The organism is Burkholderia cenocepacia, assembly GCF_900446215.1.
Lineage (GTDB): Bacteria > Pseudomonadota > Gammaproteobacteria > Burkholderiales > Burkholderiaceae > Burkholderia > Burkholderia cenocepacia.
On the sequence record NZ_UAQZ01000013.1, the window covers coordinates 812,385 to 838,804 of the forward strand.

At 62.9% G+C, this 26,420-nt stretch carries 21 protein-coding genes and 1 pseudogene; 12 read left to right on the top strand and 10 right to left on the bottom strand.

Going from position 1 to position 26,420, the window contains the following annotated elements; genetic code table 11:
• Nucleotides 1-172 precede the first annotated feature (172 nt).
• Nucleotides 173-2,206 (bottom strand): NADPH-dependent 2,4-dienoyl-CoA reductase, encoded by a 2,034-nt coding sequence (locus DTA15_RS26340; protein WP_006484351.1) that lies wholly within the window; start codon nt 2,204-2,206, stop codon nt 173-175.
• Nucleotides 2,207-2,281: 75 nt separating this feature from the next.
• On the opposite strand from DTA15_RS26340, the gene DTA15_RS26345 reads away from it, so the two are divergent.
• Nucleotides 2,282-3,364, top strand: a complete 1,083-nt coding sequence (locus DTA15_RS26345; RefSeq protein ID WP_006484341.1) for an AraC family transcriptional regulator — start codon at nt 2,282-2,284, stop codon at nt 3,362-3,364.
• A 13-nt stretch (nt 3,365-3,377) separates the two neighbouring features.
• Here DTA15_RS26345 and DTA15_RS26350 read toward each other — a convergent pair whose 3' ends face one another.
• The 3 genes from DTA15_RS26350 to DTA15_RS26360 all read right to left on the bottom strand — a co-directional run bounded on the left by DTA15_RS26350 (nt 3,378) and on the right by DTA15_RS26360 (nt 5,698).
• Nucleotides 3,378-3,827 carry an aconitase X swivel domain-containing protein gene (locus DTA15_RS26350; protein WP_012493167.1) on the bottom strand — a complete coding sequence of 150 codons (450 nt, stop codon included), beginning with the start codon at nt 3,825-3,827 and terminating at the stop codon, nt 3,378-3,380.
• Entirely contained in the window at nt 3,820-5,067 is a 1,248-nt protein-coding gene (locus tag DTA15_RS26355) for an aconitase X (protein WP_006484364.1), read from the bottom strand. The genes DTA15_RS26350 and DTA15_RS26355 overlap by 8 nt, the downstream gene beginning before the upstream one ends.
• 202 nt (nt 5,068-5,269) lie before the next feature.
• Entirely contained in the window at nt 5,270-5,698 is a 429-nt protein-coding gene (locus DTA15_RS26360; RefSeq protein ID WP_006484349.1) for a MarR family winged helix-turn-helix transcriptional regulator, read from the bottom strand.
• 92 nt (nt 5,699-5,790) lie between these two features.
• Between DTA15_RS26360 and DTA15_RS26365 the strand changes: the two genes are divergently transcribed.
• The 7 genes and pseudogenes from DTA15_RS26365 (at nt 5,791) to DTA15_RS26395 (ending at nt 12,478) form a co-directional block, all read left to right on the top strand.
• Complete coding sequence (locus DTA15_RS26365; protein ID WP_006491760.1) at nt 5,791-6,711, top strand: LysR family transcriptional regulator; 921 nt, start codon at nt 5,791-5,793, stop codon at nt 6,709-6,711.
• A gap of 109 nt (nt 6,712-6,820) precedes the next feature.
• Nucleotides 6,821-7,252: a MarR family winged helix-turn-helix transcriptional regulator gene (locus DTA15_RS26370; protein ID WP_006491751.1), complete on the top strand. Its 432-nt coding sequence runs from the start codon at nt 6,821-6,823 to the stop codon at nt 7,250-7,252.
• Between the two features lie 64 nt (nt 7,253-7,316).
• Nucleotides 7,317-8,411 (top strand): HlyD family secretion protein, encoded by a 1,095-nt coding sequence (locus tag DTA15_RS26375; RefSeq protein ID WP_006484356.1) that lies wholly within the window; start codon nt 7,317-7,319, stop codon nt 8,409-8,411.
• 13 nt (nt 8,412-8,424) lie between these two features.
• A complete protein-coding gene (locus DTA15_RS26380; protein WP_006484370.1) occupies nt 8,425-9,999 on the top strand; it encodes a DHA2 family efflux MFS transporter permease subunit in 1,575 nt (524 codons plus the stop codon).
• An 18-nt stretch (nt 10,000-10,017) separates the two neighbouring features.
• On the top strand, nt 10,018-11,460 hold the full coding sequence (locus DTA15_RS26385) for an efflux transporter outer membrane subunit (RefSeq protein ID WP_006484365.1): 1,443 nt from the start codon (nt 10,018-10,020) through the stop codon (nt 11,458-11,460).
• Between the two features lie 212 nt (nt 11,461-11,672).
• Nucleotides 11,673-12,103, top strand: a pseudogene (locus DTA15_RS26390) (STM2901 family protein).
• A 3-nt stretch (nt 12,104-12,106) separates the two neighbouring features.
• Entirely contained in the window at nt 12,107-12,478 is a 372-nt protein-coding gene (locus DTA15_RS26395) for a DUF1493 family protein (protein ID WP_006484358.1), read from the top strand.
• 307 nt (nt 12,479-12,785) lie between these two features.
• Here DTA15_RS26395 and DTA15_RS26400 read toward each other — a convergent pair whose 3' ends face one another.
• Entirely contained in the window at nt 12,786-13,196 is a 411-nt protein-coding gene (locus DTA15_RS26400; protein ID WP_006496036.1) for a TIGR02594 family protein, read from the bottom strand.
• A gap of 217 nt (nt 13,197-13,413) precedes the next feature.
• Here DTA15_RS26400 and DTA15_RS26405 point away from each other — a divergent pair, with 217 nt between their 5' ends.
• The 3 genes from DTA15_RS26405 (at nt 13,414) to DTA15_RS26415 (ending at nt 17,028) form a co-directional block, all read left to right on the top strand.
• Nucleotides 13,414-14,325, top strand: coding sequence for a LysR substrate-binding domain-containing protein (locus DTA15_RS26405; protein WP_034178642.1), 912 nt, complete (start codon nt 13,414-13,416; stop codon nt 14,323-14,325).
• A 132-nt stretch (nt 14,326-14,457) separates the two neighbouring features.
• Nucleotides 14,458-15,774, top strand: coding sequence for an MFS transporter (locus DTA15_RS26410; protein WP_006484361.1), 1,317 nt, complete (start codon nt 14,458-14,460; stop codon nt 15,772-15,774).
• A gap of 12 nt (nt 15,775-15,786) precedes the next feature.
• Nucleotides 15,787-17,028 carry a metal-dependent hydrolase family protein gene (locus DTA15_RS26415; protein ID WP_006484360.1) on the top strand — a complete coding sequence of 414 codons (1,242 nt, stop codon included), beginning with the start codon at nt 15,787-15,789 and terminating at the stop codon, nt 17,026-17,028.
• A 200-nt stretch (nt 17,029-17,228) separates the two neighbouring features.
• On the opposite strand, the gene DTA15_RS26420 is transcribed toward DTA15_RS26415, so the two are convergent.
• Nucleotides 17,229-17,654, bottom strand: a complete 426-nt coding sequence (locus tag DTA15_RS26420) for a hypothetical protein (RefSeq protein ID WP_012493163.1) — start codon at nt 17,652-17,654, stop codon at nt 17,229-17,231.
• Between the two features lie 680 nt (nt 17,655-18,334).
• Here DTA15_RS26420 and DTA15_RS26425 point away from each other — a divergent pair.
• The gene (locus DTA15_RS26425; RefSeq protein WP_012493162.1) at nt 18,335-21,271 is read left to right on the top strand and encodes a DEAD/DEAH box helicase; all 2,937 of its coding nucleotides are present in this window, start codon (nt 18,335-18,337) and stop codon (nt 21,269-21,271) included.
• Nucleotides 21,272-21,485: 214 nt separating this feature from the next.
• On the opposite strand, the gene DTA15_RS26430 is transcribed toward DTA15_RS26425, so the two are convergent.
• The 4 genes from DTA15_RS26430 to DTA15_RS26450 form a co-directional block, all read right to left on the bottom strand.
• A complete protein-coding gene (locus DTA15_RS26430) occupies nt 21,486-23,348 on the bottom strand; it encodes a methyl-accepting chemotaxis protein (RefSeq protein ID WP_006484343.1) in 1,863 nt (620 codons plus the stop codon).
• 171 nt (nt 23,349-23,519) lie between these two features.
• On the bottom strand, nt 23,520-24,191 hold the full coding sequence (locus DTA15_RS26440; RefSeq protein WP_006484371.1) for an OmpA/MotB family protein: 672 nt from the start codon (nt 24,189-24,191) through the stop codon (nt 23,520-23,522).
• Between the two features lie 70 nt (nt 24,192-24,261).
• Entirely contained in the window at nt 24,262-25,026 is a 765-nt protein-coding gene (locus DTA15_RS26445) for a flagellar motor protein (RefSeq protein ID WP_006484340.1), read from the bottom strand.
• Nucleotides 25,027-25,039: 13 nt separating this feature from the next.
• Nucleotides 25,040-26,296: a Crp/Fnr family transcriptional regulator gene (locus DTA15_RS26450; protein WP_006484345.1), complete on the bottom strand. Its 1,257-nt coding sequence runs from the start codon at nt 26,294-26,296 to the stop codon at nt 25,040-25,042.
• Nucleotides 26,297-26,420: the final 124 nt, after the last annotated feature.

The window sequence follows — 26,420 nt, forward strand, 5'->3', positions numbered from 1 at the left end:
CGCGGGCACGGTCTGCGGGTGCGCGCCGCCACGTTGCGTGGTGGCGCCATCGGCGCCGCGGTTCGTCATGGTTGCCGCGCCCGCGAATGGGCGCATCAGTCCGCCAACCGTCGCGCACACTGATCATCGCCACGCGACGATCATCCGAATCGGCCACCGCAACGGCCGCCCGTTACAACCGCGCCGCCAGCCGCGCACCCTGATCGATCGCACGCTTCGCATCGAGTTCGGCGGCCAGCTCCGCGCCGCCGATCAGGTGCACCGAGCGCCCGGCCGCCTGCAGCGGCGCCAGCAACGCGCGCTGCGGCTCCTGCCCCGTGCAGAGCACGATCGTATCGGCTTCGATCAGTTCGTGATCGGTGCGCTGCTCGCCGTACGACACATGCAGCCCGCGCGCGTCGATCCGTTCGTAGTTCACGCCGCCGATCATCTTCACCTGTTTCATCTTCAGCGTCGCGCGGTGAATCCAGCCGGTCGTCTTGCCGAGCCCCTTGCCGAGCGGCGCGGCCTTGCGCTGCAGCAACGTCACTTCCCGCGCGGGCGCCGACACCTGCGCCCGCGTCACGCCGCCGCGCGTCGCGGCCGGGTCGGTCACGCCCCACTCGGCCTTCCATTCGTCCAGATCGAGCGCCGGCGACTCGCCGTCCTGCACCAGATATTCGGCGACATCGAAGCCGATCCCGCCCGCGCCCACCACCGCGACCCGCCGGCCGACCGGCTGCTTGCCCGCGAGCACGTCGATATAGCTGAGCACGTTCGGCCCGTCCTGCCCCGGAATCTTCGGGTCGCGCGGCGCGACGCCGGTCGCGAGCACGATCTCGTCGTAGCCGCCCGCGATCAGGTCGCTCGCGTCGACGCGGCGGTTCAGGTGCAGCTTCACGCCGGTCAGCTCGACTTGCCGACCGAAGTAATTCAGCGCTTCGTGAAACTCTTCCTTGCCCGGAATCCGCTTCGCCATGTTGAACTGGCCGCCGATCTCGGCCGCGCCGTCGAACAGGTCGACCTGATGGCCGCGCTGCGCGAGCACCGTCGAGCACGCGAGCCCGGCCGGCCCCGCGCCGACCACCGCGATACGCTTCGGCTGCGACGCAGGCGTGTATTTCAGCTCGGTCTCGTGGCATGCACGCGGATTCAGCAGGCACGACGCAATCTTGTTCTTGAACGCATGATCGAGGCACGCCTGGTTGCAGCCGATGCAGGTATTGATCTCGTCGGCCCGGCCCTGCGCGGCCTTGACGACGAACTCGGCATCCGCGAGCAGCGGCCGCGCCATCGACACCATGTCCGCGCAGCCGTCCGCGAGAATCTGCTCGGCCACTTCGGGCCGGTTGATCCGGTTGGTCGTCACGAGCGGGATGCCCACTTCGCCCTTCATCTTCTTCGTCACCCACGCGAACGCGCCGCGCGGGACCGACGTCGCGATCGTCGGCACGCGCGCCTCGTGCCAGCCGATCCCGGTGTTGATGATCGTCGCGCCCGCGCGCTCGACCGCCTTCGCGAGCTGCACGGTTTCGCGCCAGTCGCTGCCGTCCGGAATCAGGTCGAGCATCGACAGCCGGTAGATCAGGATGAAATCGCGGCCGACCGCTTCGCGCGTGCGCTCGACGATCTCGATCGGCAGGCGGATGCGGTTCTCGTACGCACCGCCCCACTGGTCGCTGCGCTTGTTCGTATGCATCGAGATGAACTGGTTGATCAGGTAGCCCTCGGAGCCCATGATCTCGACGCCGTCGTAACCGGCTTCGCGGGCCAGCTTCGCGCAGCGCACGAACGCGCGGATCTGCCGCTCGACGCCGCGCGCGCTCAGTTCGTGCGGCGCGAACGGCGAGATCGGCGACTTGATCTTCGACGGCGCGACCGCGAACGGGTGATAACCGTAGCGGCCCGTATGCAGGATCTGCAGCGCGATCTTGCCGTCCTCCGCGTGCACGGCGCCGGTGATCTCGCGATGCCGGCGCGCGGCGGCCGACGTCATCAGCGTGCCGCCGAACGGCTTGGTCCAGCCGGCCACGTTCGGCGCGAAGCCGCCCGTCACGATCAGGCCGACCCCGCCGCGCGCGCGTTCGGCGAAATATTCGGCGAGGCGCGGCAGCGTCTTGCGGCTGTCCTCGAGGCCGGTATGCATCGAGCCCATCAGCACGCGATTCTTCAGCGTCGTGAAGCCGAGATCGAGCGGGGCGAGCAGGTGCGGAAAGGGTGTCGTCATGATGAGTCGGCCAATAAGCGATCGCTGCCATCGTAGGCGCGCGCTGCCTTGAACGTGAGGGGGCAAACAGCCATAATGCTTGTCATTTCCGGCCAAATCGACATGACTTCCCCGTCTCGCAAGGATCGCCTCGGGCTACGCCGGCCGACGATTCCGGTCGCCTATACGCGCCTGCTGCTGCAGGCGCTGGCCGCGCGCGGCGTCGACCTGGCGGCCGTGCGCGCCGGCACGGGCCTGCGCGACGCGGTGCTGGCCGAACCGGACGCGCGCGTCGCGCCGTCGCAATGGGGGCGGCTCGTGCTCAACGCGATCGAAATCGGCGGCGATCCGGGCATCGGGCTCGCGCTCGGGTTGCTGCTGAAGCCGACCGTGCACGGCTTTCTCGGCTATGCGACGTTGACCGCGCGGGACATCCGTGAAGCGCTGTCGGTCACGCAGCGCTACTTCCGGATGCGCAATCGCCAGTACCGGCTGACCTATGCGGAAGACGAACGCGGCGCGACGCTCGAGTTGCACGGCGTGCAGGCGAATCCCGTCCTCCAGCATCACGTGATGTTCGAATTCGTGCTGACCGGGCTCGCACAGAACATCTCGCAATGGTCCGGCCGCGTGTCGCCGCCGATCAGGCTGCAATTCGCATGGCCGGAACCCGCGTATTTCGCGCGCTATCGCGACCAGTTGCCGCCGGTGGCATTCGGCTGCGCGGCCAACGCGCTGTGGATCGCGCGCGATGCGCTCGACTGGCCGCTACCGCTCGCCGACGAGGTCGCGCACCGGCAGGCGCTCGTGCAGGTCGAGCGCGAATATGCGCAGGTGCGGCAGGAGGAAGGCGATCTGGTCGAGCGCGTGCGCGCGGAACTGGCGCGCGCCGCCGGCGATTATCCGGGGCCGGACACGCTCGCCGATGCGCTGCTCGTGTCGACGCGCACGCTGCGGCGCCGGCTGGAGGAAGCCGGATCGAGCTATCGGCAATTGCTCGACGAAGCGCGGTTTCGCGACGCGAAGCAGTTGCTCGCCGCGTCGGATCTTGACCTGAAGACGATTGCCGAGCGGCTGCAATTCACCGACCCGGCGAACTTCACGCGCGCGTTCCGGCGCTGGGCCGGGCAGACGCCGAGCGCGTTTCGGGAAGCGGCTGCGGGAACGGCACGCGCATGACGCGCGCCGCGCGTCAGCGGCCGATATAAATCCGCGCGCCGCCGTCGCCCTCGCCCGCTTCGATCCGCACGTCGCCGGTTGAAGCGACGATCGCGTCATACACATCGTCGCCCACGCACACCACCGGCACCGCGATCGCATACAGCTCGGCGGCCACGATCGCGCCGATCGAGATAATCAAATCGCGTTCCTTCAACACGATCCCGACCGGCCCCGTGCCATTGCGCACCGCTTCCGCGAGCACGCTGCTGCTCGAGCTCGAACCCTTCGCGTGCGGCATCACCATCACCTTGCCGGCGAGGCTCGCGCCGGCCTGCGGATGCCCGCGGTCGACGATCCGGCCCGCGCCCGAGTCGTAGCCGCCCCAGAAGCTCAGCGGCTTGTCGAGGATGAACGGGCGCGCGCACGCGCTGCCCGGCACGAGCGTGTCGCCCGTCAAGAATGTGCCCGTCGTTTCAGTCATCGAATCGCACCTTGCCTTCGTACGCGGAGCGCACGCATTCGCGCATGCTGCCGTACGCGACCGTCACGCCGATGTTCGCGGGCGCATACGACGCCCATTTCCCCGAGTTGGTCATCACCAGCCCCGACAGTTGCTTCATCACCGGCGTGATGTACGTGCAGGTATCGACGACGATCTGGATGCCGCGCGCGGCGAATTTCTCCACGAGGCCGGCTTGCTCCAGTTCCCACAGAATGAAGCGGCTCGTGTTCACGTAGAAGTCGCACGCCGGCTTGCCGTCGAACGCGTCGAGCAACGTGTCGAGCGTGCGGAATTCGGCCAGCGAAAAATGCGGCGTGCCGAGCGCGACCGCGACGAGCGCGTCGCCGGCCGCACCGTGATTCAGCGTGCGGCGAATCTCGTCGAGATCGGCCATCGCGATATCGACCGTGCGCTGCGCGGCGCGGCCGTGCAACGCGGCGTCGAGCGTCGGCGCCTCGGGCGTCACGCCGACCGCATGGAACAGCGCGACGGCCCCGCTCGACGCGGCGGCCGCGCCGAGCGCCTTGAGTTCGTCCTCGGTGGTGTCCGCCGGCAACCCGACGATCGCCGGCACGACCGCGCCCGCGATCTTGCCGACCGCCAAACCGAGCGCGGCGAAATAGATGTCGCGCGACGGCAAGCGGCTGAAATCGGGCGCATTGAACACGATCCGCGCGGCGCGGTTCGCGTCGACATGCAGCCCCGCATACGGCGCGCGCCCGGTGATCGCGGCGGCCAGATCGAGAAAATCGCCGTAGCGGCTCGTGCGCGCGCCGAGCACCGAGTTCGCGAACACGATCGCATTCGATTCGGCCCACGCGATCTGCTCGCCCTTCGCCGGACGATTCTTCAGCTGATACGGCGCGCACGTGAAGCTCGATTCGCAGCCGAGTTGCAGATGCGCGTCCATCAGGCGCTGCGCATCGCGCTGGATCGTGCGGTCGCCGTGGTACAGCTCGGGATGGATCAGGTCGAGCGACCCGACGTTCAAGGTGGTCGGCACCGCGACCTTCGCGCCCGTGTCGACGAAATAGTCGACGAAGTCGAGGCTCGTCTGGCCGTGATACAGACAGCCGTCGATATGGGCGGACGTAATGTCGATCAGGTGCGGCGCGGACATCACCTGCGCGGTGCGCGCGACGATCCGCATCGCGCGGGCGACGCCGTCGCCGAAATCCCCGCGCAACATGGCGTCGTCGCGGTCACTCAACTGCAGCATCGGTTGCTCCTCGTGACGCGTACCGGCGGCGGCGCCGGTTCGTGAAAACAGTCAGAGGACTCTACAACTGGAAATAAAAACTGTCCAGATCGCCATCAAACCGGACATCATCAAAACCAATTCCAGCAATCGACTACTTCCAAGCCGACCAATGGCCTGAATTTCGCGCCAGTTGATCGCCACACCGCCACGCCAGCCCCGCCTACCGTTCCGCCGTCAGGCTGAACAATTCATTGCGCAACGCCTTCGCGCGCTCGCGGCCGAACTGCGTGTCGAATTCGTCCTGCGCGGCCTGCCACGCGACTTTTGCCTGCGCGAACGTACGCTCGCCGAGCTTCGTGAGGTGCAGCGCATGCGCGCGTGCATCGTGCTCGGACGCCGCCGTCGAGACGAAACCGTCGCGCTGCAACGGCTTCAGCGCACGCAGCAAGGTCGTGCGGTCCATCACGAGCATGTCGGCAAGTTCGCTCATCAGGAGGCCCGGGTGGCGCGTGAGGTTCGCCATGATCGAGAACTGGGCGGGCGTGACGCCGACCGGGGCCAGATGGCGTTCGTACAGCTGCGTGACGAAGCGCGCCGCCTGACGCAGCGCGAGACAGTTGCATGCCTGGGCAATCGAGGTGTCGTTCATGTTCGGCAATTTATATGTGCATATGCATAAAGTCAATGTACACTCCGCCGTAACAGCGGCCGGCGGCCGGCCATCGCGTCAAGGAGACCGACATGGACTACATCGACAAGCTGCGCATCTTCCGGTCGGTGGTGGAGATGCGCAGCTTCACGCGCGCCGCCGACATGCACGGCCTCGCGCGGCCGGTCGTATCGCGTGCGGTCGCGGATCTGGAGGCGCGTTTCGGCAGCCGGCTGCTGCACCGGACGACCCGCCAGGTATCGCTGACCGAAACGGCCGAACGCATCTACGAGCGTTGCGCGGCCGTGCTCGACGAACTCGACGCGCTGGAAGTGGAAGCGCAGACGCACACGCGCGAGCCCGAAGGCCTGCTGCGCCTCGTCGCGCATACGACGGCCGCGCTGAACCGGCTCGTGCCGCTGATCGCCGGCTTCAAGCGCGCGCATCCGAACGTGCGCCTCGACGTCACGCTGACCGAGCGCCCGGTCGATCTGGTCGGCGAAGGCTACGACATCGGCATCGTCGTGCCGTACATGCTGACGAGCGAATCGACCGTCGTGCGGCTGGTCGAGCGCATTCCGGTCGTGATCGTCGCGACGCCTGCGTATCTGCAGACGCATGCGCGCCCCGAGACGCCGGCCGACCTCGCCGATCACGCGTTCGTGCCGATCTCGCCGTCGCTGCGCCGCCCGGCGCTGTCGTTCCGGGTCGACGGCGACATGCTCACCGTGCCGTTCCGTTTCGACATCTCGTCGAACAGCCCCGTGTTCAACCGCGAAATGGTGATGCACGACTTCGGCATCGGCGTCGTCCCGAAGACGCTCGTCCAGGCCGAACTCGCATCGGGCGCGCTCGTGCAGTTGCTGGAAGAAGCCGATCTCGTCGACGCGTTCGTCGAAATCAAGCTCGCGTACGCGAACCGCGCGCTGCTGCCCGCGAAGGTGAAGGCGTTCATCGACTACACGGCCGCGTACTGCGACCGCGAAGGCTGGATCGTTCCGGCAGCGGCGTGACGCCGGGCGCGCGAATGCGCGTTTCCGACGCCGATTGATACAGCCACGACACCAATCTGATCCCGCCGCGCCCCTCGCTTCGCGCCGCGTCGCCACCTAACATGTGCACATGCACAAGACCACGCTCACCGATGACGATTGCTTCGCGGTCCGGCAAGCCGCCCGGCGGATCTCGCAGTTCTACGAGCGCTACCTGTCGCGGGCGGGCGTCACGCCGTCGCAGTACAGCATCCTCGCGCTGCTGCGCGAGCGGCCCGGCCTGACGATGGCGACGCTGTCGAACGTGCTGGTGATCGAACGCACCGCGCTGTTGCGCGCGCTCAAGCCGCTCGTCGGCGCGGCGCTGGTGACGGGGCGGATCGAGCCGCCGTGCCGCGGTCAGACCTTCGCGCTGACCGCGCACGGCGAAACGAAGGTGGCCGATGCGCACGTGCACTGGCTCGCCGCGCAGGAAGCGTTCGAGCGGTGCTTCGGGTCGGTGCAGGCGGCCCGACTGAGAGACGAATTGTTCCGCATCACGCACAACCTGCCGGAACGCTAACCCTTTCCCCGATCGACGTCGTGCCGTCGATCGTTTTAATAAGTGCATATACATAGGTGAATCGATGGATACGACCCAAGACGCTGCCTCGTCACGCGAAGCAGCCACAACCGAGCGGCCCGCCAGGCAGCAACGCCGCGTACCGTGGATGCGCATCGCGGTGGGCGCCGTCGTCGTCGTGGTCGCGGCCGCCGCGCTCGACTGGCTGTTCGTGCTGCGCTTCCAGGAAAGCACCGACGACGCGTACGTCGGCGGCGACGTGACCGTGCTCGCACCGAAGGTCAACGGCTTCGTCGACAAGATCCTCGTGACCGACAACCAGCGCGTGAAGGCCGGCGACGTGCTCGTGCAGCTCGATGCGCGCGACTACGACGCGAAGCTCGCGCAGGCCAGCGCCGAAGTCGACAGCGCGCGCTCCGCCGTGACCGAACTCGAAGCGAAGCAGCAACTGCAATACGCGGTGATCGGCCAGCACGCGGCCGACAAGAACGCGTCGTCGGCCGAGTTGACGCGCGCTGCGTCGGACCGCGTGCGCTACCGCGAATTGGTGAAGTCGGACGCCGTATCCAACCAGATCGTCGAGCGCGCGGACGCCGATTACTCGAAGGCCGGCGCGGCCGTCGAACGCAGCGACGCCGCGCTGCTCGCATCGAAGCGGCAGCTCGACGTGCTCGGCGCGCAGCTCGCCGATGCGCGGGCCCGCGTGAACACCGCGCTCGCCGCGCAGCGCGTCGCGGCGCTCAACGTCGAATACACGACGATCCGCTCGCCGGTCGACGGCTACGTCGGCAACCGCACGGGGCGCGTCGGGATGCTCGCGAACGTCGGCGTGCCGCTGCTGACGGTCGTGCCGGCCTCCGACCTGTGGATCGACGCGAACTTCAAGGAAGACCAGTTGCGCAAGATGCGCGCGGGAGACCGCGTCGACGTCGCGCTCGATGCGTCGAGCACGCGCCTGCACGGCCGCGTCGACAGCCTCGCGCCCGCGACCGGCGCCACCTTCAGCGTGCTGCCGCCCGAGAACGCGACCGGCAACTTCACGAAGATCGTCCAGCGCGTGCCGGTGCGCGTGCATCTCGATCCGCAGCCCGGCATCGAGCAGGTGCTGCGCCCCGGCCTGTCCGCGGTCGTGACCGTGCATACCGACCACCAGCACTGAGCGGGAGCCGACGATGACCACCGCGTTTTCCGGCGACCCCGCGTCGCAACCGACCAGACAGCGCGTGTTCGCGTTCGCGCTGATGTGCGTCGGCTTCTTCATGGCGACGCTCGACATCCAGATCGTCGCGTCGTCGCTGCGCGACATCGGCGGCGGGCTGTCCGCGAGCCAGGACGAACTGTCGTGGGTGCAGACCGCGTACCTGATCGCCGAGATCATCGTGATCCCGATGTCGGGCTGGCTGTCGAAGGTGATGTCGACGCGCTGGCTGTTCGCCGCGTCGGCCGTCGGCTTCACGATCACCAGCATGCTGTGCGGGCTCGCGTGGGACATCAACTCGATGATCCTGTTTCGCGGGCTGCAGGGCGCGCTCGGCGCCGCGATGATCCCGACCGTGTTCACGACCGCGTTCGTGCTGTTCCCCGGCAGGCAGCGGCTGATCGCGTCGACGACCATCGGCGCGCTCGCATCGCTCGCGCCGGCGATCGGCCCCGTGATCGGCGGCTGGATCACCGACCAGTGGTCGTGGCACTGGCTGTTCTACCTGAACCTCGTGCCGGGCATCGCGGTCGCCGCGCTGGTGCCGCGCTACGTGCATATCGACGCGCCCGATCTCAGCCTCATCAAGCGCGGCGACTATCTCGGCATCGTGCTGATGTCGGGCTTCCTCGGCTGCCTCGAATACGTGCTCGAGGAAGGCCCGCGCAAGAACTGGTTCGGCGACGACGCGATCGTGATCTGCGCGTGGCTCTCCGGCATCTGCGGCTTCCTGTTCATCGTGCATGCGCTGACCGCGAAAGACCCGATCGTCGACCTGCGCGCGCTCGCCGTGCGCAACTTCGGGATCGGCAGCCTGCTGTCGTTCGTGACCGGCATCGGGATCTTCGTGACCGTGTTCCTGACGCCGCTGTTTCTCGCGCAGGTGCGTGCGTTCAGCTCGCTGCAGATCGGTATCGCGCTGCTGTCGGTCGGCGCGTTCCAGTTGATCGCGCTGTGTGCGTATGCGTTCGCGGCGCGCTACGTCAGCATGCGTGCGCTGCTCGTGTTCGGGCTGATCTGCTTCGGCCTCGGCTGCTACCTGTACACGCCGATCACACACGACTGGGGCTGGCAGGAATTACTGCTGCCGCAGGCGCTGCGCGGCATCGGCCAGCAGTTCAGCGTGCCGCCGATCGTGACGATGGCGCTTGGTTCGCTGCCGCAGTCGCGGCTCAAATCAGCAAGCGGGTTGTTCAACCTGATGCGCAACCTCGGTGGCGCGATCGGCATCGCGGTGAGCGCGACGATGCTCAACGACCGGCTGAATTTTCATTACCTGCGGCTGAACGAACACGTGAGCGCCGGCGAGCCGCAGGTCGCGTCGCTGCTCGATCGCCAGGCCGCGTACTGGGGATCGGTGGCCGGCAATACGCTGAACACCGCTCAGGCCGGGCTCGCGAACCTGCATCGGCTGATCTATCGCGAAGCGCTGACGCTCACCTATGCGGATGCGTACTACGCGCTGTCGCTGTGCTTCGTCGTCGCGCTGCTTGCCGTCGTGTTTTCCAAACCCATTACGTTGAACGCGCCGCCGCCGGACGCGCACTGAGGCCCAGGGATCATCATCATGAAGAAGCTACTCGTCGCGCTGGCCGTCAGCGCATTCGCCGCCGGGTGCGCGGTGCAGCCCGCGCAGCATCCGGCGCTGAACGAATCCGTTCAGACGCTCGCGCCCACCGTGTGGGATACCGACGTGCCGCGCGCGGACGTCGATGCGGCCGCCTGGTGGGCGCAGTTCCACGACCCCGTGCTCGACCGGCTGATCGCGACCGTGCTCGACGGGAACCTCGATCTGCAAGCCGCCGCCGAACGCGTGAAGCAGGCGCAGGCGCTGACCGTGCAGAAACGCGCGGTGCTGCTGCCCGAACTCGACGCGACCGCGCATGCGGCCGACGCGCGGCAGAACACGCCGCCGCCGCTCGGTTATGTGCGGCAGGCTGGGGCCGGGCTCGCGCTGAGCTGGTCGCCCGATGTGTTCGGCGGTGAACGGCTCGATTTGCTGGCCGCTCAAGCGGAGTTGGTCGGGCAAAAGCACGCGGAAGATGCGATGCGCCTTGCGCTTGCCGCCGATGCGGCATCCGCGTATGTCGATCTGCGCTGGGCGCAGCAGGAACTGAAGATCCTGCAGGACAACGCGAAGATCCGGCAGCATGCGCTCGAACTCACACGCAAGCGGCAGGCGTTCGGGCTGTCGACGGAACTCGACGTGACGCGTGCGCAGAACCAGCTCGACGCGCTCGAGGCGCGGATTCCGCCGACGCAGGCGCAGATTTCGCATCAGCTCAATCTGATCGCCGTGTATTCGGGGCGGACGCCGGAATCGGTCGATCGGCTCGTGCTGGCGCAGGCCGGGGAGATTCCCGCGCCGCCGATTGGCGCGCCGGGGACGCTGCCTTCGCAGGCGTTGTTGCGGCGGCCGGATGTGCTGACTGCCTATGCGCAGGTCGAGCGACGGGCAGCGCAAGTGGGCGTGGCAAAGGCCGAGCGGTATCCGAAGTTTTCGTTGAACCTGACGGACGGGATTCTGGCGGCTTCCTATCTCGGGCTGCCGACGTTGACCGATAACCTGTTCAGCGCGGCACTGAGCGCGACGAGCCCGATCTTCAACGCGGGGCGGATTACCGCCGATATCTCGCAGAGCGAAAGCCGGATGCGCGAGTCGGAACTCGGGTTACGGCAGACGATGCTGCAAGCACTGCGGGAAGTCGAGGATGCGCGTGCGAATCTCGTCAGTTCCGATGAGGCGACGCGAAGGCTGGGTAGCGCATTGGCGGCTTCCGATAAAGCGCTCGGGCTGGCGAATCAGCTCTATAAGGGCGGCGCGACGGATTTTCTGGATGTGCTGTCGGCGCAGGAGGTTTATCTGCGGGATTCGGATTCGCTCAATCAGGTCAAGCGCGAACATGCGCTCGCGGCGGTGGCGTTGTATCGGTCACTTGGGGGTGGGTGGAGCAGGAATGAGGCGGCGGGTGGGCCGCGGGCGGAAACCGAAGCTGTGGCAAAGAACTAGGTGGGACTACGACGCGGCGCCGGCTTCCATACTTGCCGGCGCCCCGCTCTTCAGCCACACGATGAAGATCGGCCCGAGCACATTCATCGCGAATCAAATGGGACCGGTCCATGGAGCCGGCCAAGCTGTTTCAGGTGATGCGGTAAAGTATCGCCTTCGCGAGGGGCACACGCTGAGAGAGCAGCGCCCTTGCCGGATCAGGAAAACAACGAATGAGTGAAAACCGCTACACCTACGGCAGTTGGCAGAATCTACGGCCCGTCGACGTCTTTGCCCTGGTGGCGTTCGACGAGACGCGCAAACAGCTGGGCCTGGACGACCTGGCAGCCGCGTCGGCGATGCTGCTCGGCCAGGCTGACCTCCCTGTCCCCGGCAAGTTCGCAGGAGCTACGCCGCGCTCCTCCGTCGCCTCGCTTGCCGCCCGCAAGCTGTTCCCGCAGACGCTACCGTTTCGCCTGCCGATGATCATGGGCGTGGGTTGTCCGGTATTCGGATCTCCTTCACCCACCGCCTCGGCGCATGGGTCGGCCGGACGATTCCCGTCGTAGGCGAGGTGTTTCTGGCTCGCGATGCCTTCCTGATCATGCGCAACACCGTGACGACCTACAACCGACTCGTGAAGCCCGAAGATCGAGTGCTCTGAGCCATGAAAGACGATACCTGGGAACGTTTCGAAGCCTTCACCCGTCAGGAGCTTGGCCGGCCGTTGTTCGGCGGCAAGCTGAATCTTCAGCCGGAATCACGGCTTGAGGAGGATCTCGGCGTCACCGGCCTCGACGGAGTCGAGTTTATCGACAAGTGGGCCGAGACATTCAACGTCGACGCCGAAGGGTTCCCGTACCGGCGCTACTTTGGCCCGGAAGGTCAGGAACTGCTGTCGTCACTCATTGGGCTGTTCGTGAAACGGCTCCGACCGCCAAAGCGCTACCCGCTGACGCTGGGTATGCTGGCCGAGGCAACGCGCCGCGGGAAGTGGGACACGGACGCGATCGAGGCGGCTACGGGAAAGCGATCGTAATTGGCTGGGCCGGTCGGCGGCGGCGTTCAAATTACAGCGGCGGACGCTTCAACTTCACCCAGCCAACCGATCGTTCCGTGCGAATCGGCGTCAGGTCACTGCACAGCCACGCCTGCACCTCGCCCGTGCGTCAGCAACATCGCTGCATAGTCCGGCGCGAAATGCGCACGGTTGCCGAGATCGACGGTTACCCGCTCGTACGGCAGCGATTTTCCCCGAGCGCGACTAAGACAGACTTCGCGTATGGGCTCGTGTATTGCACATCCGCGTAGAGGCGGAGATTTCCGGTTGGCACTGCTGCTCCGGGTCACTCGGTAGCCGGCCAACGGTAGCCGATCACCTCATGCAACGGATACGCAAGTTCCCGGACCTCTTCCAGCTGGTTGCCGCCAAACAGGTGAACGTGTTCGGCGTCGTGCCGCAAGTAGAAACCCACGTGCCCTTTCCAGCTCGTCGGATCATCCCGCGTCAGGATCGCGATGCAGCCGTAGACCGGGCGCTCCAGCGGTTTGCCCCATTCGAGCCACGAGCGCGCGAGCGCGGAGCCGGTGCCGCGGAATCCGGCGTGCGCCATGCACCAGTTCACGAAGGACGAGCACCAGGAAATCTTGTCGTCGTAGCCGACCAGGTTCGTCTGGTTGTTGTATTCGACGATGCGCGGGTTGATGCTGCCCGGCGGGTGGCGGCGGATGCCGAGTTCGGCCAGCGCGACGGGCATCCAGGGTGGGTGGGCGGCTTTCACTTTGCTCTCAGGGTTCGATAGGGTCACGTCGTTCTCGGGTACGTGTCGGTGTTGGTGTTGGTGTTGGTGTTGGTGTTGTTTCGCGCAATCTTCGCACGAATAGGGCGAATCCACAGCCCCGTCACGAGTGGCGATTTTCGTCAGGTCCGCCCGTATCATGGAGGCAGCGCCTCCCCTGATTCCCCTGCCCGCCATGCGCATCACGCCCCTGCCGCCCCTTCAGTGCCTCATCGCGTTCGAAGCCGCCGTGCGGCATGCGAGTTTCACGAAAGCCGCCGCCGAACTGCACCTGACCCAAAGCGCGATCAGCCGCCAGATCCAGCAGCTCGAGGAATTCCTCGGCCGCTCGCTGTTCGTGCGCGAACACCGTTCGCTGCGGCTGACGATCGCCGGCGAGCAATACGCGGCGCAAGTCCACCGTCTGCTCGTGCAATGCGCGGAAGCCACGCACGACGTGATGAAACCGTACGGCGATCTCGAACTGACGATCGCGTGCTCGTCCGGCGTCGCGCTGCTGTGGCTCACGCCGCGGCTGCCGGACTTTCGCGCCACCTATCCCAACATCAAGCTGCGCCTGATCGTGCGCGACGGCCTTGCGTCGATGTCGCCCGCGGAATTCGACGTCGGCGTCTACTACGTGCGCCAGCAGGCGCCGGCCGAATACACCGCGCGCCGGCTGTTCGACGAGGAGGTGTTCCCCGTCTGCGCGCCCGGCTATCTGGCCGGCCGCACGCTCGACGCGGCCGATCTCGCGAACGAAACGCTGCTGCGCCTCGAAGACGGCCAGCGCCAATGGATGTCGTGGTCCGAATGGTTCGACCTGAACGACGTCGACCGGCAGAAGGCGCAGCCGCAGGACATCACGATCAACTCCTATCCGCAGATCGTGCAGATGACGATACTCGGTCAGGGCGTGTCGCTCGGCTGGCGCTACATGATCGACGCCTGCATCGAAGCAGGCCTGCTCGTGCGCGTGACGGAAGCGTCCGCGAGCCACGGCGGCGGCTATTACGTGATCTCGCCGAACGACCGCGCGCAGAACCAGGCCGCCCGCCTGTTCACCCGCTGGCTGTTCGAACAGGCGGAGCAGCAAACCGGGGCCTGAATACCACGCGCCCGATCCATGCGTGCAGCGCATGCAGGCATGCGAATCTTTCGTTTCAGAAAAAATTGCGGCTGTCCTTAGCATGGGATTCACGCGGGGCAGCCGCCCCGTCTTCTGACCAAGGAAGAGACCATGCAAGGAACGCTTTCCCCGCGCGCCGCGCCTGCCGTCGATGCAGCGGTGCAACAGCGCCGCCGCGCCATCGTCGCGACCGTGATCGGCAACGGTCTCGAATGGTTCGACTTCACCGTCTACAGCTTCTTCGCGGTGATCATCGCGAAGCTGTTCTTCCCGACCGGCAACGAACTGACGTCCGTGCTGCTCACCGTCGCGACGTTCGGCGTGGGCTTCTTCATGCGGCCGGTGGGCGGCATCGTGCTCGGCGTCTATGCCGACAAGGTCGGACGCAAGGCCGCGCTGTCGCTCACGATCCTGCTGATGGCGGCCGGCACCGCGCTGATCGGGATCGCGCCGACCTACGAACAGGCCGGCATCGCCGCGCCGCTCCTGATCGTCGTCGCGCGGCTGCTGCAAGGCTTCTCGGCCGGCGGCGAGATGGGCGGCGCCACCGCGTTCCTCACCGAATACGCGCCGCCGGAGAAGCGCGCGTATTACTCGAGCTGGATCCAGTCGAGCATCGGCTTCGCGGTGCTGCTCGGTGCGGCGACCGGCACGTTCGTCACGACGTCGCTCGACACGCAGGCGCTGCATAGCTGGGGCTGGCGGCTGCCGTTCCTGCTCGGGATCGTCGTCGGGCCGGTCGGTTACTTCATTCGCAGCCACATCGACGAGACGCCCGCGTTCAGCGCCGTCGAATCGCAGGCGAAGGAAAGCTCGCCGCTGAAGGAAGTGCTGCACACCTACCCGCGCGAGACGTTCGCGAGTTTCTCGATGGTCATCCTGTGGACCGTCTGCACCTACGTGCTGCTGTTCTACATGCCGACCTATTCCGTGCGCACGCTGCATCTGCCGCAATCGACCGGCTTCACGGCCGGCATGGTCGGCGGGCTGATGATCATGTGCTGCTCGCCGATCGTCGGGCGACTCGCCGACGCGTGGGGACGCCGCGTGTTCCTGTCCGGCTCGGCGCTCGCGATCCTCGTGCTCGCGTGGCCGATGTTCTCGTGGATCAACCATGCGCCCGGGTTCGCGTCGCTGATCGTGTTCCAGGCCGTGTTCGGCGTGCTGATCGCGGCCTATACGGGGCCGATCCTCGCGGCGTTCGCGGAGCTGTTTCCGACCAAGGTGCTGTCGACCGGGTTGTCCGTTGCGTACAACTTCGCGGTGACGATCTTCGGCGGGTTCGCGCCGTTCCTGATCACGTGGCTCATCGCCCGCACCGGCAGCAACATGGCGCCCGCGTTCTACGTGATGCTTGCGGCGGCCGTCAGTTTCGTCGGCACGCGCTTCGTGAAGGATGCGAAGCGTGCGGCCGCCACGACTCGATAAGGATTTTTGCTCATGACCATTACCGTGCTTCAAGGCGGCAACGTGCTCGACCTCGAACGAGGCGTGTTGCTCGAACATCATCATGTCGTGATCGAAGCCGAGCGGATCGTCGAAGTCACCGATCGGCCGGTGGATTTGCCGAATGCGCAGGTGATCGACGCGCGCGGCAAGACCGTGATGCCGGGGTTCATCGATTGCCATGTGCATGTGCTGGCGTCGAATGCGAATCTCGGCGCGAATGCGACGCAGCCGAATATTCTCGCGGCGATTCGGTCGCTGCCGATTCTCGATGCGATGTTGTCGCGTGGGTTTACCAGTGTGCGGGATGCGGGGGGCGCGGATTGGAGTTTGATGCAGGCCGTTGAGACAGGGCTGATTCCGGGGCCGCGGATTTTTCCGTCGGGGAAGGCGTTGTCGCAGACTGGTGGGCATGGGGATTTCCGGCCTCGTGGAGATTTGCTGGAGCCTTGCTCCTGCTGTTTCAGGACGGGGGCGATTGCGCGCGTCGTCGATGGCGTCGAAGTCGTGCGGCTCGCCGTGCGTGAGGAAATTCAGAAAGGCGCGACGCAGATCAAGATCATGGCGTCAGGCGGCGTGGCTTCGCCGACCGATCCGATCGCGAACACGCAGTATTCGGAGGATGAGATTCGGGCGATCGTCGACGAGGCCGAGGCCGCGAATACTTATGTGATGGCGCATGCGTATACGGGGCAGGCGATTGCGCGGGCTGTGAGGTGCGGCGTGCGGACGATCGAGCATGGGAATCTCGTGGATGAAGCGGCGGCGGCGCTGATGCGTGAGCGGGGGGCGTTTGTGGTGCCGACGCTGGTGACTTATGACGCGTTGGCGAAACATGGGGCGGAGTTTGGGATGCCGGCTGATTCCATCGCGAAGGTGGCTTCCGTGCAGCAGAAAGGACGCGAGTCGCTTGAGATCTATGCGAAGGCCGGCGTGAAGATGGGGTTCGGGTCGGACCTGCTCGGCGAGATGCACGCGTTTCAGTCCGGGGAGTTTCGGATTCGGGCGGAGGTGCTTGGGAATTTGGAAGCGCTTAGGTCGGCGACGACGGTGGCAGCGGAGATTGTGAATATGACGGGGGAGCTTGGGGTGGTTGCGGCGGGAGCGATCGCCGACCTCGTCGTGCTGGATGGCAATCCGCTCGACGATATCGGTGTCGTGGCCGATGAAGGCGCGCGGGTCGAGTATGTGTTGCAGCGGGGGGCGGTTGTGAAGCGGCGGGTTGGCGGGCAGTGATTTGACGCCATTCGGCTATTTCAGCAGGCGCGGTGCGGCCTCACGGGCCTTGCGGTCGTGACAGTTGTTGACGGTGGCTATCGGTGTAAATCGCGGCGTTCGCGGCAATGGCCGGGGCGGTGTCGCCCCGGCGGTCAATCGCATTCGGGAAACGCCTGCGTTCCACTCGCTAGCGCCGCATCAAGCGGCCCTTGCAGACGTTATAGCGGCGGCGGTACCCAATCAGGATCGTGGTACGGCTGCTCTCGCAGCGCCAATTGGCCGTAGTCCGGCGTGATCGTGATCTGCCGGGTCACGTAGTTGGCGTTCAGATATATGCGGTCGCCCGGCTTGAATCCGAAGATCTTGAAATCAATGTCGATCGCCTGCATCCACGGCAGGTACGGCCAGCCTCGTTTAGGAAGGTCCGGGTAGTTGCGCAGGACCAGCGCAAACCTCTTCTGCATGTTGACGGGTTTGTTCTTTCTACGACGTGGCTTAGTATTGGCGTCAGCCATTTCCGACTCCTGTGTCGAGTTGGTGGTGGTCAGCGGGTCGTATGGGTTGCCGCCCATGCGGCCCGCGCTTTTTTGGTCCCTCGGGTTTCCCCCTTCCTTTTCCCCTCTTCGTTGGGTCTTGTTGAGCAAGACGACTTTCTTTCGACCATCGGGGCGGAGGGGACTGCGTTCAGCTCCGATGGCGAGAAGCATGGCTTCATGACCAGTGTAGTCGGGCTAGCATCTCAGAAATGGGGAAATGAGGGCGATTGGCCGTTTGGTATAGGGTGCTCCCAATATGAGGCGGACGTTGCGAATCGGACTTGTCATCCCATCACTCCCGGCTCCCTGATGCTCTCACCCAACATAACTTCGGCTAAACGCAACTGCCCCTGAGTGGACCGATAGCGCACCGAACAGTCGACGACTCTTTGAGAGATGAGTAGTGGTCGTTCATACGACAAAATCTACGTACAAGTCATCGCCTCTGCCATCGCCCTGTAGGGCCAGCCGTATCGCCGTTACTAACCAGTTTCTGCCAACGGGCTGCGCCTGCTGAGGGCATCGGTCCCACTATATTCGGATGCGTGCCTCCTGACTGTCGATCTTCGACTGGCCTCTGTTTTCATTGGCTAAGAGTTTGTCCGCCAGGTCCACACACCGAATTGATTGCCGAGAGCACCGCAGACGAAGGGGATTTCGACTCAACTTAATCACGCCCCCGGACCTTTTCTTTCGATCAACTACCACGGAGTTCAACAAAAGGTTACGATGTTATCGCAACACCCGGGATCACTTGATCTTCACAAAAAATGTTAGCCGAGGACCGCATGCCAATAGATAAGAACATGTATGATGAAAATGCCATTTACAGAAGCTGGATCGACAATCAACTAAAAATCGTCGAACCATCCGATCTAAATAACAATCGAGGGTTTAGAAAACCCCAACGAGCGGCACTTTTCGCAGCTCTATGCCATCTGACATCGACACCAGACCGACCGGCGACCATAGTAATGCCCACAGGAACCGGGAAAACTGATGCGATTTTTTCTCTGATTATTGCAGGCGCTTTCCCCAGGACCCTAATAATAGTACCGTCCGATGCCCTACGGTCACAAACATCGGAAAAAATATCAGAACTTAAAAACATTCGCGACTTCCGTGCAATTGACGAACGGGTACTTTCCCCGAAAGCCTTCACTATGAGCGGGGCCCTTACAGAAAAAGATCTACTCGAAATTGCTTCGAGCAATGTTGTTATAGCCACACCGAATGCTTTAACTTTGACTCACGACGATCAACTGACTCAGCTAGTAAACCTCGTAAGCCACTTAATCGTCGATGAAGCACATCATGTTGCAGCAAAAACTTGGCGTAGCGTGAAAACAGCTTTTAAAGGAAAACCATGCATTCAGTTCACAGCCACGCCGTTTCGAGAAGACAAGCAGACTTTGGACGGTCGCATAATTTATAACTACTCTTTGAAAGATGCCCAGGAAGATGGTTACTTTCAAGCCATAGAGTTTCATCCAGTAAGAGAATATCAACTTTCGCTTTCGGATCAGGCAATCGCCGACAAGGCGGTGGCCCTACTTCGCGCAGATCTTGAATCCGGGAAAGATCATCTTCTCATGGCCCGTACCAATTCGATACCGAAAGCAAAGAAGATTTACGATTTATATCGGAAACATGAGGATCTTTCCCCTGTACTAGTCCACAGCGGCGCAAAAGAAAAGGATAAAATTGTCGAAAGAATAAAACAGAGACAGCATAGGATCATCGTCTGCGTAAACATGCTCGGCGAAGGCTTCGATCTTCCTGAATTAAAGATTGCGGCTCTTCACGACCAGCATTGTAGCCCAGCCGTCACGCTTCAATTCATCGGAAGACTTACCCGCGTCAACGATCGATTAGGAGCAGCCAAGTTTGTCGCAAATATCGCAAACCAGAAAGTTGACAATCAAATGTCCGCACTTTACTCCGAAAGCGCGGACTGGGGCACTATTATTCGAGAGGTGAGCGAAAAAAAGATCGGTCGCGAATTGGAGCGAGAAAAATTTGAAGCACAGTTTGACGACATGGAGGATGGCGAGAAAATAATCGCATTGAAGCCAACCCCCAACGTGAGTGCCGTAGCTTACAAAGTTGCTCACGCCGACTGGAAGCCGTTTGGCGCGGAGGAAATGCGAACAAAAGGTGAAGAAGTACAATTTTATTCGGTTAACGAAGATCAAACTTTAGTAATGGCAGTGACGCGCGCCGAATTTCCGGTCTCCTGGACGAACTCTGCCGCAATCTCGGCGACAGACTGGTATCTGTACCTTGCGTATTATCGAAAAAAAGATGCAACGCTATTTATAAGCACCTCAGGCGACGAAGGGCAGTCCATGGCCTTCAAAAATCTAATTTCAAAAAACGCCGAGAAAATCTCCGGAGAAAAGACGTTTCGCATTCTACACAACATCAATCTATTGAAATTTCAAAATGTTGGACTCACACGTGGCACTCGAGACGTCCGCTTTACCATGCACGTCGGCCGGGATATTAACTCCGTAATGGACGACCTCGAAAATGGGACCGCAATAAAATCCAATATATTTGGAATAGGTTTTGAAAGAGGACTCAAAACGACCGCAGGCTGTTCATACAAGGGAAAGTTATGGGAGATGAACTCAGAAACCATTGATTACTGGGTGAAATGGTGCGACTCCGTATCAAATAAAATAAATGACTCGAACATAAATACCAAGGATATACTGAATAATGTAATTAGGTCAGAGAAAATTGAAAACCGCTGGCCCGACGGATTGTTTTACGCAGATTGGCCCGAGTCAATTTACATTGAATCAGAGCACAAGGTTACATTATCAATTAATGGCGTCACCTATAAATTAATAGATCTTTGGCTGGACCGCCCCATTCGCATTATGGATCGCACCCTGCGAATTTCAATTCTTACAGGCGATGAATTTGGGGCAGAGAGATCAGTTGGTCACGTCGACGTTATCCTCGGAGCCGACGGCTACAAAATCGAATGCAAAGATCTCAAGATAGCCTATGGAAAAGAACGCAACTTCTCCGACTATCTCGAAGACCACCCCATTAAAATTCTGAAGCAAGACGGCTCAATTATCTTAGGAAATTACCGTTACTACAGCCCGCAAACTCTCAATGTCAAACTGCCGAGGACACTTCTCTCCAGTTGGGACTGGGGTGAAACAAAAATAAATAAAGAATCCATGGGAAAGGACCGCGACATGGACACCGTCCAAGGATTCACATTTTCTAAAATAGAAAACTCTTACGAATTGATATTTAACGACGATGGCGCTGGAGAAATAGCCGATCTAGTTGCGATAAATGAACGCGAAGACCACGTCCAAATAGACTTTTATCATTGCAAATATTGCAACAAGGAGGCAAAACCTGGAGCACGAATTGATGACACTTATGTCGTAACGGGACAAGCGAGTAGATCAGTGAAATGGTTACACACAGGGGAAGCCATTTTTAAACAACTTCTCGATAGATATAGTACGTCGCTTGAGAATGGCTTCAATCGAATTTTGAAGGGACTCCCCGCGAGATTGGATCTACTTAGAAATAAATGTCGCGATTTGGAAGTCAGGATAGGTTTCTTCATTATCCAGCCCGCCATTTCGGAAGCCCGCATTACGGATGAGATGCTAACCGTCCTTGGAAGCAGCTACATGTATCTCAAGAATATATCCGGGACAGAATTGAAAGTAATCGTCAGTAAATAGAGATTTTTAGAGAGGGCGGGGGCAGAAAATCGCGACCCATCGGCAAAGACCTCAACAGTCGAAGCGAAGCCCCTTCCCCGAGGATCGACCGACTTCTGTAAATGCGTTTCATTACTATAAACGCCGCCAGGTCCTGCGCCAACAAGCAAATACGGCTGCCGTGACCCCACGGCAGCCGTCCCCCACACCCCAGTCCCAAACCGCAAACCACTCCTTACTCATCCACCTTAAAAGCCGAAACCAGCTTGGTCAATTCCGCCGCCTGCTGCTTCAAACTCTCCGCTGCCGCCGCGCTTTCCTCGACCAAAGCCGCATTCTGCTGCGTCATCTGATCGAGCGACTGCACCGCGTCCCCGATCTGATCGATCCCCGCGCTCTGCTCCAGGCTAGCCTCTGCAATCTCGCTCATCATCGCGCTAACGCCCTGAACCTGCGAGACAACATCACTCATCACCTTCCCCGCCTCACTAACGAGCCGCGACCCGGCACCCACCGTCCCCGCGCTATGCTCGATCAGCGATTTGATCTCCTTCGCCGCCTGCGCACTACGCTGCGCCAGATTCCGCACCTCCGAAGCAACAACAGCAAACCCCCGCCCCTGCTCGCCCGCCCGCGCCGCCTCAACCGCGGCATTCAGCGCCAGAATATTCGTCTGAAACGAGATACTGTCGATCATCACGATGATCTCGGAAATCCGTTGCGAAGCGTCACTAATCTGCTCCATCGTCGTCACGACCTCGCCCACCACCTGCCCACCACGCGCCGCCGTATCCGCCGCACCGTTGATCATCTTCGCCGCGGTAGTCGCCGTCTCGGTGTTGTTGCGCACCACGGCCGTGATCTCTTCCATCGACGAAGCCGTCCGCTCCAGATTGCTCGACTGCCCTTCGGTGCGCTCGCTGAGATCCGCATTCCCTGAAGCAATCTGCGCAGACCCAGTCGCAATCGAAGCCGAAGCCGCCCGAATCCGATGAACGAGCGTCGACAGCGACGACACGAACCGGTTGAACGCATCCGACAACTGCCCGATCTCGTCCTCGCTCTCGACGGTCATCCGGCGCGTCAAATCGCCCTGACCGCTAGCAATCTCCGACAGCAGCGTAGCCGCCCGACGAATCGGCGCAGCAATCGCGCGCCCCACCAGCCAGATCACGAGCAGCGCAACCCCAAGCCCCACCACCGCCGCGACCAGCGCCGCACTACGGATCGCACGCGTCACCGGCCCGAGCAGTTCGGCCTGCGGCACCTGAACGACCACATACGCATTCAACTCAGGAATAAACGACGTCGCGATGAACCGCGCGCCGCCGTCGCCCTCATAGCTCAGATACGCATACGGCTTGCCCGCAAGCAGCGTCGACGACGCATCCCCCGGCAGCCCCGATTCATCCTTCAGAAAATGCTTGCCGTCGATCAGCGACGTATCGCGATGCATCATGATCGCGCCGTCGGGGCGCACGAGGTACGCAAACCCGGTGTCACCGATCCGGTAAGCCGAGATCCCCTTCGCAAGCGCATCGACGGACAGGCTCATGCACGCCGCGCCGATCGGCACGCCGTCGAGTTCCACTCGGCTGTTGATGAACATCATGTAGCCGCCGACGGTCACCTCGCGATCCATGTTCACGTCGTACGCCTTGCCCAACGACAGGAAGCTGGTCAGCCACTGATCCTTGTCGGTCACCTTCCGCTGCAAGCCGGCTTCGTTGTAGTAGTTGCCGCTCTTCACCGACACCCACTGCACGGACGCGGCCTTCTGCTCGTCCTTCACGTTCTTCGCGAGCTGGATCCAGTTGCGCGTGCCGGCATCGGGTTCGCCGTCGGCTTCCCATTGCAGCAGGAACGCATCGCGCGCCAGAATGCGCGACGCGGCGATCGGGCCGGCCATCTGGCGCTGCACGTCGGCGCGGATGCCGTTGACGGCGGTCGGCAGTTCTTCGCGGACGACGCGCTCTCGCACCGCGTTGCCGATCAGACGGACACTGAGCCCGCTCGAAATCGCGACGAACACGAGCAGGCAACTCGTCATGCTGAGAATCAGCTTGTTCTGAATGGAAAGCTTGCGCCAGAAATGCATGGGGAACCCTCGATAACCGCTCGGTCTGAGCCAGTTTGGGTTATCGGCATGCACGCGCAGAACCACATCGTTGATTTCAAATGTCGATCATTCGAGATTCGTTATGTTGTTGATGGGCGGGCATATGCAGCCGCCTATATGTATGAGAACCATGCAAATACAACGCGCGGATCAATACGCAACGAAGATCGTGACGCGCCGGTTTCGCGCTCTTGATGCCGCATCGTCCCCCGCGACAAGCGGCTGCGTATCCGCCCGCCCGATCGCCGCCAGCCGATGCGGCGCGACACCACGCTCGGTCAGATAACGCACCACACTCCCCGCCCGCGCCGACGAAAGCTCCCAGTTCGATTCGTATTTCGCGTTCGCGATCGGCACGCTGTCGGTGTGGCCTTCGACGAGGATGTCGCCGGTTGCATGCGCGCTCAATGCCTGCGCAATCTGGTTCAGCACCGGCGACGAATCGGGCAGCAACCGCGCATCGCCGACGTTGAACAGAATCTTCGCGTCGATACCGATCTCGACGCCGTGCGGCGCCTTCACCAGCGCAATGCGTCCATTCGACTTCAACGAATCGAGCAGCGCGAGCCACGGCGGCGCAGGGTCGGACTTCGCGGTATCGACGACGGCAGTCGCCGCGCCCCCGGCCTGCCGCGCAAGCGTCTGATAACGCGCATCGAGCGCGTTGTATTTCGCGAGCTGAAGCACGTACAGCGCGAGAAACAGCACCATCAGCGTCGTGATGAGATCCGCGTACGAAATCAGCCAGCGTCCGGACTGCGCGCCTTCGAGTTCGTCATCGTCGCGATCGGCAGCGGATGCGCCGTCAGTTCGAGCAGTCATGCCGTCGGGAATCCGGGTTCGTCATACGGTACAGATACAGGCCCACGCGCAAGCACGAAGCACACGGACATCACGCGAGCGATTCCGCCGCCCGCCCGCGCACATCGCCGGTCAACCGCGTTTCGATCGTATGCGGCGACTCCTTGCGCGAGATCGCGAGCAAGCCGTCGAGATACAGCTTGCGAAACCGCATCTCGCTGTCGATCTGCGCGCGCAGCTTGCCGTACAGCGGCAGGAACACGAGGTTCGCGAACGCGAGCCCGTACAGCGTCGCGACGAACGCCACCGCGATGCCCGGCCCGAGCTGTGCCGGCTCCAGAATATGGCTCGTCACCTGCACGAGCCCGAGCACCGAGCCGAGAATGCCGAACGTCGGCGCATAGCCGCCGGCCTGCTGCCACACGCGCACGGCGGCGAGGCGGCTGCGTTCGTACGCATCGAGTTCGCGCTGCAACGCATCTTCGAGCACCGCGGTCGACACGCCGTTCGCCAGCAGTTCGAGCCCGCGCCGCGCAAACGGATGAATGCCGCTCACGTCCATCGATTCGAACGCGAGCAGCCCGTCGAGCTTCGCGCGATCGCCCCATTCGAGCAGGTCGGACAGGTTCTTGCGATCGACTTCGCGCGCCCGCACGAACGCGAGCCGCAACTGCTTCACCGCGTCGAAGAAGCGCGCCCACGTGTTCTGGATCATCACCGCGCCGAGCGTGCCGCCGAGCACGATCACGAGCGCCTCGAACTGGAACAGCATCGAGAAATGCCCGCCTTCCAGCGCGAACCCGAACACGATCGCCGCGCCGCCCAGCACCACCCCGACCAGGGTCAACAGATCCATACGCGCCTCCGTATCACGCATCCGACGCCGAAGTCGACGCAACGGCCGTTGCGCCCGCCGCAGGCGCCTTCGCCGCGCGTACGGCCTCCAGCACGCGCTGTTCGATCTCGTCGATCTCGACCGGATCGAGCTTGAGTTCGCGGCGCATCACCCACGACACCTCGTTGCGCCGCGCCTCGGTCATCACGGAAAACAGCTTGTCGGCCACCGCGCGATCGTCGAGGTTCGCGATCAGCTTCGCGAGGTCATAGGTGTCGAACGCGCTGATCACGTCGAACAGCGTGCGCTGGTCGATCCAGACGAGATCCTCGAGCGCGCGCACGTCGCCGCCGCGGCGCGCGTTGCGGCGCGAGAAGTACGCAACGCCTTTCTGTTCGACGTAGTTCAGCACCTTCGATTTGCGGAACGCGAACACTTCTTCCGCGATCTCGCCGTTCGACAGCTTGTTGAGCAGCAGCGTCTTGTCGACGCCGATCAGCGATTCGAGATCGGCCAGTTCGATGAGTTCGAGTTCACTGTTGATCGATACGTCGAGATCGTGATCGGCCACCTGTTGCGCGCGGTCGATCACGCGGGCGGCGTCGAATGTGACGACCTGGCGCGCATCCGACGAAGCCGCGTAATCGCTTGCGCCGCCGGTGCCGGTACCGTCGCCCTGCGCGGCTTCGATCGTGACGAGATTGAGCTTCTCCATGCGCCGCAGCATCGCGAGCACGTGCGGCCGCGAATGGCCGGCAATCGCGCGGCATTTGCGAATCACTTCGGCAAGCGGCACCGAGGTTTCGGCCGCGTGCGCCTGCATCGGCCGGCGTGCCCATGTGTCGCCGGATTCGCGCGCGTCGGCGCCGGCCATCAGCGACAGCACGTGCGCATACGACAGCACGCCCGGCATGAAATCGGCATGCGTATAGGTCGCCAGTTGGTCGTCCTTGCGCTTCACGCGGCGGATCATCGTTCGCACGATATGACGCAGCAGCGCGGACACGCGCTCGATTTCTTCATCGAGCATGCCGGCCGGCACGACGGTGAGCTGACAGAACGAAAGCGCCTTCGCGGTATGCGCGCGCGGTTCGGCGGCGAGCAGCGCCGATTCGCCGAAGAATTCGCCGCGGCCGAGCGTCGCGACGATCACGCGCTTGTCTTCGCAGCGCGTGGACAGCTCGACCTTGCCGTCGGTAATCAGAAAGATGACGGGCTCGCCCGCGAAGCCCTCCGAGTAGATGATTTCTCCGGGCGCCGCGGTACGCGTCCACGATTGCTGACGATTCAAGTCGATTCCCCTGCTGCGCTGGTTATTGCGGACTGCGCGTCGCACGTCTGAAGCATGCGATCGCGAGTCGTCCCCGTGACTCGTTTACGTCATCGTGCGCAACATCCTTTAGGGCATTCGTGCT

Bases quoted from the DNA above. Each gene is read 5' to 3' on its own strand.
- DTA15_RS26340 (WP_006484351.1), bottom strand. From the start codon at position 2,206: ATGACGACACCCTTTCCGCACCTGCTCGCCCCGCTCGATCTCGGCTTC.
- DTA15_RS26345 (WP_006484341.1), top strand. From the start codon at position 2,282: ATGCTTGTCATTTCCGGCCAAATCGACATGACTTCCCCGTCTCGCAAG.
- DTA15_RS26350 (WP_012493167.1), bottom strand. From the start codon at position 3,827: ATGACTGAAACGACGGGCACATTCTTGACGGGCGACACGCTCGTGCCG.
- DTA15_RS26355 (WP_006484364.1), bottom strand. From the start codon at position 5,067: ATGCTGCAGTTGAGTGACCGCGACGACGCCATGTTGCGCGGGGATTTC.
- DTA15_RS26360 (WP_006484349.1), bottom strand. From the start codon at position 5,698: ATGAACGACACCTCGATTGCCCAGGCATGCAACTGTCTCGCGCTGCGT.
- DTA15_RS26365 (WP_006491760.1), top strand. From the start codon at position 5,791: ATGGACTACATCGACAAGCTGCGCATCTTCCGGTCGGTGGTGGAGATG.
- DTA15_RS26370 (WP_006491751.1), top strand. From the start codon at position 6,821: ATGCACAAGACCACGCTCACCGATGACGATTGCTTCGCGGTCCGGCAA.
- DTA15_RS26375 (WP_006484356.1), top strand. From the start codon at position 7,317: ATGGATACGACCCAAGACGCTGCCTCGTCACGCGAAGCAGCCACAACC.
- DTA15_RS26380 (WP_006484370.1), top strand. From the start codon at position 8,425: ATGACCACCGCGTTTTCCGGCGACCCCGCGTCGCAACCGACCAGACAG.
- DTA15_RS26385 (WP_006484365.1), top strand. From the start codon at position 10,018: ATGAAGAAGCTACTCGTCGCGCTGGCCGTCAGCGCATTCGCCGCCGGG.
- DTA15_RS26395 (WP_006484358.1), top strand. From the start codon at position 12,107: ATGAAAGACGATACCTGGGAACGTTTCGAAGCCTTCACCCGTCAGGAG.
- DTA15_RS26400 (WP_006496036.1), bottom strand. From the start codon at position 13,196: ATGCCCGTCGCGCTGGCCGAACTCGGCATCCGCCGCCACCCGCCGGGC.
- DTA15_RS26405 (WP_034178642.1), top strand. From the start codon at position 13,414: ATGCGCATCACGCCCCTGCCGCCCCTTCAGTGCCTCATCGCGTTCGAA.
- DTA15_RS26410 (WP_006484361.1), top strand. From the start codon at position 14,458: ATGCAAGGAACGCTTTCCCCGCGCGCCGCGCCTGCCGTCGATGCAGCG.
- DTA15_RS26415 (WP_006484360.1), top strand. From the start codon at position 15,787: ATGACCATTACCGTGCTTCAAGGCGGCAACGTGCTCGACCTCGAACGA.
- DTA15_RS26425 (WP_012493162.1), top strand. From the start codon at position 18,335: ATGCCAATAGATAAGAACATGTATGATGAAAATGCCATTTACAGAAGC.
- DTA15_RS26430 (WP_006484343.1), bottom strand. From the start codon at position 23,348: ATGCATTTCTGGCGCAAGCTTTCCATTCAGAACAAGCTGATTCTCAGC.
- DTA15_RS26440 (WP_006484371.1), bottom strand. From the start codon at position 24,191: ATGACTGCTCGAACTGACGGCGCATCCGCTGCCGATCGCGACGATGAC.
- DTA15_RS26445 (WP_006484340.1), bottom strand. From the start codon at position 25,026: ATGGATCTGTTGACCCTGGTCGGGGTGGTGCTGGGCGGCGCGGCGATC.